The organism is Mycobacterium sp. 4D054 (assembly GCF_052245755.1).
GTDB lineage: Bacteria > Actinomycetota > Actinomycetes > Mycobacteriales > Mycobacteriaceae > Mycobacterium.
This window is the reverse complement of sequence record NZ_JBQQCF010000094.1, coordinates 1-7361: the sequence shown is the minus strand read 5'-3', so window position 1 is coordinate 7361 and position 7361 is coordinate 1. Positions and strand designations below refer to the sequence as shown.

Genomic DNA, 7361 nt, shown 5'->3' with positions numbered 1-7361 from the left:
CGGAAGTGCCTTTCTGAACGTGGGCTGATCGAAGTGTGGTAACTCCAATCATCCCAGCTCAAAGGGCACTTTCCTTACATCAACACCCTCCGAACAGGCGATTCATCGGTGGATCGAGGCTAAGGCCTCGCCGGTCGCCGGTGACTCCAGCATGCCCCAGACGCTGTGCCCGGTGGCCACGTAGGCACCGTCGACGCCGGGCACCCGGCCGATCAGCGGCAGCCCGTCCTGGGTGACCGGCCGGTGGCAGGCCTGCCGGACCAGGATGCGGTTCCGGTCGAAGGCCGGTGACAGCCGGGCGCACACCGCCTCGAGCCGGCTGATCGCCACCGGGTCCGGGGTGACCTCGGCGGGGTCGGTCGGCAGCGGAGCCCGCTCGGAGAACGCGGTGACGTAGGTCGTGCCGTCCGCACGGGGGAACACCTCGGGCGTCAGCACACCGCCGGTCTCGTCCTGGTACTCCAGGAAGAGGGCGTCCGGTGGTACCGCCGTGCCCGTGTCGAAGACGAGGCTGTGGCCCCGATCGGGGACGACGGCGGGCAGCGGCAGCCACGCTGCTGCATGGGCCGTCCACGGCCCCATCGCGACGACGACGGCGTCGGCGGGAACGGGGGCGCCGTCGACCTCGGCACCGGTGGCCCGCGAGCCGTCGCGGATGACCCCGGTGACCCGGCCGACCCGCAGCTGGGCGCCCCGGCGGCGCGCCGCGCCCAGGACGGCCTCGGTGAACAGGGCCGGATGGATCACCGCGGTGTCCTCGGGCGTGCCCAGCCGGCCGGCGACGACCACGGCATCGCTGAGCCAGTCCAGGGTGATCGGGGCCGCGGCCCGGCCTGGCCTGCCCCGCCGGGACGTACCCCGCGTACGCGGTCACGCCGTGGAACGCCCAATCGGCGTCGACCTCGTCCCGGAGCCGGACGTGCAGCTCGAAGCTGCGGCGGGTGAGCGCGTCCAGCGGGGTGCCGGCGTTCCAGTCCCGGGCGAGGAACGCCCCTGAGCGGCCGGACGCCGCGCAGGCGACGCCGGTCTGCTCGACGACGGTCACCTCGACCCCGGCGCGGGTCAGGAAGTACGCCGTGCAGGCTCCGATCACGCCGCCGCCGCAGATCACCACCCGCATCGGCTGCCGCTCAGTCCGCGATCCGCCGGGCCACCGCGTCCCGGGCCACCAGGCCGGCGCCGACCACCAGCTCCTCCAGCGCAGCGGTCCAGCTGTCCCAATACGCCCGCTCGGGCCGGTCGGCGATCGCGGCCACGAGGCAGCGGCGGAACGGGGCCCAATCGCCGTCGAAGCTGCGCTCCACCACCCCCGCGGCCAGGCCGAAGACCCGGCCCTGCCAGGGCGCGTCGAAGACCGGCTCGCCGTTGCGGCCCGGCGGGGCCGCCGGCCCGTCCACGTCGAGCCTCACAGGACCGCCACCCCAACCATCGAGTCCCGGGTCACCAGCGCGGCCAGCTCTGCCTCGGACAGGCCCTCGGTGCCGGGGGGCTGCTCCGGCAGCACCAGATACCGGGTCTCGGCGGAGCTGTCCCACACCTGGATCTCCACGGACTCGTGGAGCAGGCAGCCCATCTCGGCGAGCAGGGTCCGCGGCTCGCGCACCATGCGGGCGCGATACGGCGGGTCTTGTACCAGTTCGGCGGCAGCCCGAGCACCGCCCACGGGTAGCACGAGCACAGCGTGCACACGACGACGTGGTGCACCTCGGGGCCGTTCGCCACGACGGTGAGGTGCTCGATCTCGGGCCCCTGGATGCCGAGCTCGTGCACCGCCCGCGTGCCGTTCTCGAGCAGGCGCTCCCGGTAGGCCGGGTCCACCCAGGCCCGCGCGACCACGCGGGCGCCGTGCATTGGGCCGAGCTGGGCCTCGTACGCCTGCTGCATCGCGTCGATGTACTCGGGGCTGACCAGCCCCTGCTCGGCGAGCAGCTCCTCCAGCGCGGCCGCGCGGCGTTCGATCGGCGCCGGTGGCGTGCCGTGGTGGTGGCCGGTGGTCATGGGTGCCTCCCAGGTGGTCGCGGTATGTCGCCGGTTGCTACGGCGGCTCCAGATAGCTGTCCCAGAGGTCGGCGTTCAGCCGGACGCCGGTCTGCCGGTCGCCCCAGACCTCACCGGCGTCGAAGCGGACCGTGTAGACGGTCTCCCGCAGCCGCCGCGTGGCGTGGACCTCCACGTCGGGGAGGCTCACCGCGCCGTGGCGCCGCAGCACCGTGCCGACGTGCCCCCGCAGGTACCCGGGGCAGCGGGTGTGGCCCAGTGGATGCCACTGCCGGACCCGGACGCTGTCACCGGCGGTGAACCGCGCCGCACCGGTTCCCGGGTTCTCGACCCCGTGCACCCGGGGCGGGTGGGCGAGCGGGAAGGGGCCACCCGCCCGCTTCTCCAGCTGCTCGGGGCTGAGCAGCCCCGTCTCCACCGCGGTCGTCGCCGCGGCGGTGAGCCAGTGCTCGTAGTACGGGGAGCCGAGGTAGTGCACCGGGTCCATGCGCTCCACGGCGTACCGGAAAGAGGACAACGTGTAGTTCGGGGCCCGCGCCGCCGCCGCGGAGACCAGCACCATCGCGGCGGCCTCCCAGCGGGCTCGAAAGACCGGCTCGCGGGGGTCGACGAGGACGGCGCCGAAGTCCATTCGGCCGCCCAGGTCGTGGGGACCGTCCACGAATCCCAGTGTGGCACTTCGGGAGGCGGCGGGCCATCGGTGTCCGCGGTCCGGTTGACGGGGGTGTACCGCCCCGCCGAGGTGCACAGGGCTAGAGGCCCGATGGATACGTCTCGGGCAGCTCGCCGGCGATCCACTCACTGGTCAGCTCGAGGGGCTCCAAAGCGCGCGTGTTGTCGATGTGAATCATCGCGTCGAACTGGTCGGCCGGCCGCACGTGGAAGTAGTGGCTCTGCCGTTCTGTCGCGGGTAGGTAGATCACGCCGATCGCACGCCCAAGCCAGATATCATCCAGCGGGTCGGCCGATGGCCGGCCGTCGGTACGCATCTTCACGTAGCACGCGTCCTTTTCGGTGTCGTGGAACAGTTCCTCGACGCTGTTGGGCAAGCCGGGCCGGACAGTCTTGCGTTCGGCGATCCCGCCCCATTCGCTGGCCGCAGTCACCGTTCCGGTGTAGGTGCTGAAACCGATCAGGCGCGTTGTGCCGGGGTAGAGCTCCCGCGCCAATGCGCCGAGTGTGGTTTGGCCGTCCGAGTAGACCTCGGTTGCCCGGGCATCGCCTACGTGAGAATTGTGCGCCCACACCACGATTCGGGATTCCCCAGCATCGTCGTGATCCAGGTGATCAAGCAGGGCGCTCAGGGTGTCGGCCATGTGCTGGTCGCGCAGGTTCCAGGAGCTGACCCGCCCGCTGAACATCGCGCGGTAGTAGGTCTCGGCGTTGCGAACGACGTGCGCGTTACGCTCGGCGTAGAACGCTTCGTCCTCGGCGAGCAACCCGTCGCGCCGCGCGTAGACCACCGAATTCCGCTGAAAGTCGATCAATTGCTCGACGGCCTGCTGCTCGCACGTCTGGCCCGCACCGAACGCCGCAGCGAATCCGTACGCCTTTCCGTCGTCGTCTGCTGACGCATGGTCGAAGCACGAATAGCGTTGGCGGGCACGGGCCGCCGCCTCCGGGTCCACCTTCTCCAGGTAGGTGATCACATCCTGCATCGACCGATGCAGGCTGTAGAGGTCCAAACCGTAGAAACCCGCCTGCCGCTGCGCCTCCACCCGCCCATTGCGGTCACGCAACCAATCGGCGAAGTCGCGAACGACGGTGTTGCGCCACATCCAGGCCGGAAAGCGCTGGAATCCCCGCAGCGCCTCCTCGGCGGCCTCGTCCTCACCGATGCCGCGCACGAAGCGATTCACCCGGTACGCATCGGGCCAGTCCGCTTCCGCGGCCACCCCGAGGAACCCCTTGTGGTCGATCAGCCATTTCGTGATCTGGGCGCGCGCTTGGTAGAACTCGTGCGTGCCATGAGAACTCTCGCCGATAAGTACCACCCGGGCGTCGCCGATAAACTCATCGAGCACCTGAAGTGGCGGAATTCCGTCGGGCGCGTCGACGGCGATGCGGCGGACCTGAGCCGGAGGGCTGTCGCCCACGGCCGTCGGCGGAGCGGGAGTCGTCGGGGTCCCGAGCAGTGCGCGCACCTCCTCGTCGCTGACTTGGCTGAACTCCCAATAGGATTCGCCGACCGCGAGGAACGGGTGGGGCATTGACGCGCAGACGACGTCGTCGACGAGTCCAGCGAACTCCCGCCACGTGGATTCCGGAGCCGCCGGTACCGCGATAGCGATTTGCGCGGGTTCCCTCTCCCGAAGCGCCTGCACCGCGGCCAGCATGCTGGCTCCGGTGGCCAGTCCGTCGTCGACGAGAATCACCGTCTTGCCCGTCACGTCCGCCGGCGGCCGGCCACCGCGGTAGGACGCCTCGCGTCGGACCAACTCCCGCCCCTCGCGTTCGGCAACTTCGCGCAGTTGGTCCGGCGTGATGCTCAAGCCCCGTAGTACGTCGTCGTTGACCACAACGCGACCCCCGAATGCCATTGCTCCCAGCGCGAATTCCTCGCGTCCGGGAACCCCGAGCTTGCGAACGACGAACGCGTCCAGCGGGGCGCCGAGCGCCGCGGCCACCTCCCAAGCGACGGGGATGCCACCCCGCGGAAGCCCAAGCACCACGACGTCGGGCTTACCGCGGTACGCATGCAACAACCGGGCCAGCACGCGGCCGGCCTCGCGGCGATCGCGGAACATCCGTCGCCGTGTTTGCGTCCCTGTTTGAGTCATCGTTTCGTACTCCCTTCCGACTCCGATGCCACTGGCCGATGGGATAGGGGCCAGGCCGCGGGCGCCGGAACCCGCTCCCACCGGTGATCGCCAGGCATTCTCAGTCCGCCCACCGTCTGTCGGCTAGGCCCCTGATCTCACGCTCCCAATCAGTTTCGTGACGGCAGTCAACCCGCCAACGCACTACGGCGACCAGCGCCGCCGCTGCGCCCACCACGGCCAGCCAGAACAGTATTCCGACCCAGACCGCGTCAACCGCGGCCTGAGAGGCTGGCATTGGCGGCGCGACCCGCTCTCCTGTGTCGTCGACCCAGATATCGATCTCATCGCCAACTGTGACTGCACGTTTCGAGCTGAAGGTGTCGGCGTGCTCGACGCCCTCCGCAAACCAGCGGGCTTGAATGATGTTGGGCGCGTAAGGACGGACGACTTCGGCGCTGTCCGTGGTTGTAGCGACGATCGCCTTGATAGGTTGACGCGAGTGTGCTTGTTCGGCGTAGACCCTGCTGCGGGCGTCGTGAACGGTGGTGCCGATAGCGCCGGCGATCGGAGCGGCAAGTAGCGAGATCGCCACTGCTGAAACCACCACAATCGCTTCAATCCGGTCGCTGACGCGGACCAGCGGGTTAGTCCCGAAGGCACGCACGGTCGGCCATCGCTTCGGGATGAACCTCAAGGCCTGCATCACAACTTATCGGACAGTCGCTAGCCGTGCCCGGCCGGGAGTCATAGGTCGATGAGGATCATTGGCGATCCGGTACAGCCGAACTTTGTAACGCTTCAAGCATGCCGTGTAAGTGAGCCACCGCGAGTTCGATGTCGTGATACTTACGTTGTCCGGCACGAGATTCCGCCGCCAGCAGCCCGCAACGGTGGACGTTGTGAAGGTCGCCGTACGGAAATTTGTAGCGGCCCTTCCGGTTCTCGTCCATCTCGTCGTCGATCCCGAGGTGCCACTTTGCGTACTCGGGGATCCCGTGCCGCTCGATGTAGTCGTTTTCCTGCCGGGCCGAGGGTTGGTGCTCGCTCCACGCGTCGCGGTCATCGATGACGTACCTGCCCGCCGCGATCAGGTTGCGCGCGTGCGCGTACGCCGTCTCGTTCAGTTTGGCCGCCATACATTCAATGCTCGCAGCCACCGCAGGTCTCCGGCGTCGACCTGGCGTGCCGGAATGAGTCACCCGTGTTCGTCCGGCCCTGCCAAGGCTCTTAGCGTCGTGCGACTGACGCATCCTGGAAATGCTGGAGGCTCCCGACCTTGATTCCGCCTGCGGTCCGGTTCGGTGTCGCCGACGACAGTGCCCACGTTTTGTGTTGGCTTGCGGGGCCGACCTGCAGCTTTGGAGCGGAGGTAACGAGTGGCCCATCCTTCGGGTACCCCGGTGTTCGCACGGTGTTTCGGTCGGTCGCAAACATCAAGATCGACAAGAACGACCAGCAGGCGATCATGACCGCCCCACGCCATGTCCTGGCGCGGCGGTTCGGATCGCAGCTCGTACGGCCGTGACCTCGCGCGGCGCCTGGGCCGCTCACCTTCGGGCGCCGGTTCAGCTCGCGTTCCAGGTCGGCGCGCGGTGCGCCCGTACGTCCCGCGACCCAGAGAAGGACTACCGCGACGGCTCGACCGGCTCTAAGTCCGGTGCAGTACAGAGTTCAGCCCGCAGAGCCCGCATTCGTCAGCAGAACGGCTGCCTCGTTGTAGGGAAACGCTCGGTAGAGCAGCCGAGAACGCGGTATGACGTGGGCCGCGGCCTCGGCCTTGCTCACCACCCGTGGGTTGACGAGCGCGACCGTCCGTCCACGCTTGCGCAGCACCGTCGGTCCGCCGGCCAGCACGTTCTTCAACCAGTCCGTCTGTAGGCCGTAGCCGATGAGGATGGCGTAGCCATCATGGGTCTTGATACCAGAAGGGGCGTGCGATACCGCTTACCCGACTTCCGCCCGACGTGCTCGAGCGTCCCGAGGTTCGGAAGCCACGGTGTGATCGTGCGAGCCGCCGGATTGGTGACTCGCTTGTTGAACTCTGCGATTCGGCGAGGAACGCGCATTCTCGGAGTCTAGATATTGGTCGAAGTTCCTCGCTGACGCGGTGCTGACGCAGGGAGCTGCCAACGACAGCGACCGCTCGAATGTTCGAGCCGCAATCGGCCCATACCTGCAAGAACTACGGTGCCCCCAGTCGGACTCGAACCGACACTTGGCGGATTTTAAGTCCGCTGCCTCTGCCAATTGGGCTATGGGGGCATCCCACCTCAGGGGCCCACCCAGCCGGCCCCCGACGTTCAGAGGTGACCCTAGCGGTCCGCCGCCCGCACTGGGGACGGGTCCCTCGATCACCGCGAGGTGCTCACCGGGCGGTCCGGCGCGGTTTGCCTGCGCGCGGGCGAGGCAATCCCGCTGCCATCGATATGTAGGAGCCAAGATGCCCGCTTCGTCAACCGCAGCCGATGCCGTGCTGAGAGGGACCCGTTTGGTGGTCCAGTCGTTATGCGACTTTCGGTTGATGGGTCGCGGCCCACTGTAGGGCAAACTCGGCTGGGGTGCGGTCGCCATGGGCGGAGTGGGGCCGATTGGCGTTGTAAT

General features: G+C 68.5%; 6 protein-coding genes, 1 tRNA gene and 3 pseudogenes. All 10 read right to left on the bottom strand.

Features of this window, described 5'->3' with window-relative positions:
- Positions 1 to 102 precede the first annotated feature (102 nt).
- The 10 genes and pseudogenes from ACTWP6_RS29480 to ACTWP6_RS29435 all read right to left on the bottom strand — a co-directional run bounded on the left by ACTWP6_RS29480 (position 103) and on the right by ACTWP6_RS29435 (position 7022).
- Complete coding sequence (locus ACTWP6_RS29480; protein WP_443189542.1) at positions 103 to 789, bottom strand: NAD(P)/FAD-dependent oxidoreductase; 687 nt, start codon at positions 787 to 789, stop codon at positions 103 to 105.
- Positions 790 to 871: 82 nt separating this feature from the next.
- Positions 872 to 1120: pseudogene (locus tag ACTWP6_RS29475) on the bottom strand (FAD-dependent oxidoreductase); the annotation flags it as partial.
- Positions 1121 to 1130: 10 nt separating this feature from the next.
- Complete coding sequence (locus ACTWP6_RS29470) at positions 1131 to 1409, bottom strand: nitrile hydratase accessory protein (RefSeq protein WP_443189541.1); 279 nt, start codon at positions 1407 to 1409, stop codon at positions 1131 to 1133.
- A pseudogene (nthA, locus tag ACTWP6_RS29465) lies at positions 1406 to 1998 on the bottom strand (nitrile hydratase subunit alpha). Before nthA ends, ACTWP6_RS29470 begins: the two are co-directional and overlap by 4 nt.
- 37 nt (positions 1999 to 2035) lie before the next feature.
- A complete protein-coding gene (gene nthB / locus ACTWP6_RS29460) occupies positions 2036 to 2659 on the bottom strand; it encodes a nitrile hydratase subunit beta (RefSeq protein ID WP_443189540.1) in 624 nt (207 codons plus the stop codon).
- A 91-nt stretch (positions 2660 to 2750) separates the two neighbouring features.
- Positions 2751 to 4778, bottom strand: coding sequence for an erythromycin esterase family protein (locus ACTWP6_RS29455; RefSeq protein WP_443189539.1), 2028 nt, complete (start codon positions 4776 to 4778; stop codon positions 2751 to 2753).
- Between the two features lie 100 nt (positions 4779 to 4878).
- Positions 4879 to 5454, bottom strand: a complete 576-nt coding sequence (locus ACTWP6_RS29450) for an Rv1733c family protein (RefSeq protein WP_443189538.1) — start codon at positions 5452 to 5454, stop codon at positions 4879 to 4881.
- A gap of 67 nt (positions 5455 to 5521) precedes the next feature.
- Positions 5522 to 5896 (bottom strand): hypothetical protein, encoded by a 375-nt coding sequence (locus ACTWP6_RS29445; RefSeq protein WP_443189537.1) that lies wholly within the window; start codon positions 5894 to 5896, stop codon positions 5522 to 5524.
- 535 nt (positions 5897 to 6431) lie between these two features.
- Positions 6432 to 6826, bottom strand: a pseudogene (locus ACTWP6_RS29440) (nitroreductase family deazaflavin-dependent oxidoreductase).
- Positions 6827 to 6948: 122 nt separating this feature from the next.
- A tRNA-Leu gene (locus tag ACTWP6_RS29435) sits at positions 6949 to 7022 on the bottom strand.
- Positions 7023 to 7361 lie beyond the last annotated feature (339 nt).

Coding starts and splice junctions, on each gene's coding strand:
- ACTWP6_RS29445 (WP_443189537.1), bottom strand. CDS start 5,896: ATGGCGGCCAAACTGAACGAGACGGCGTACGCGCACGCGCGCAACCTG.
- ACTWP6_RS29455 (WP_443189539.1), bottom strand. CDS start 4,778: ATGACTCAAACAGGGACGCAAACACGGCGACGGATGTTCCGCGATCGC.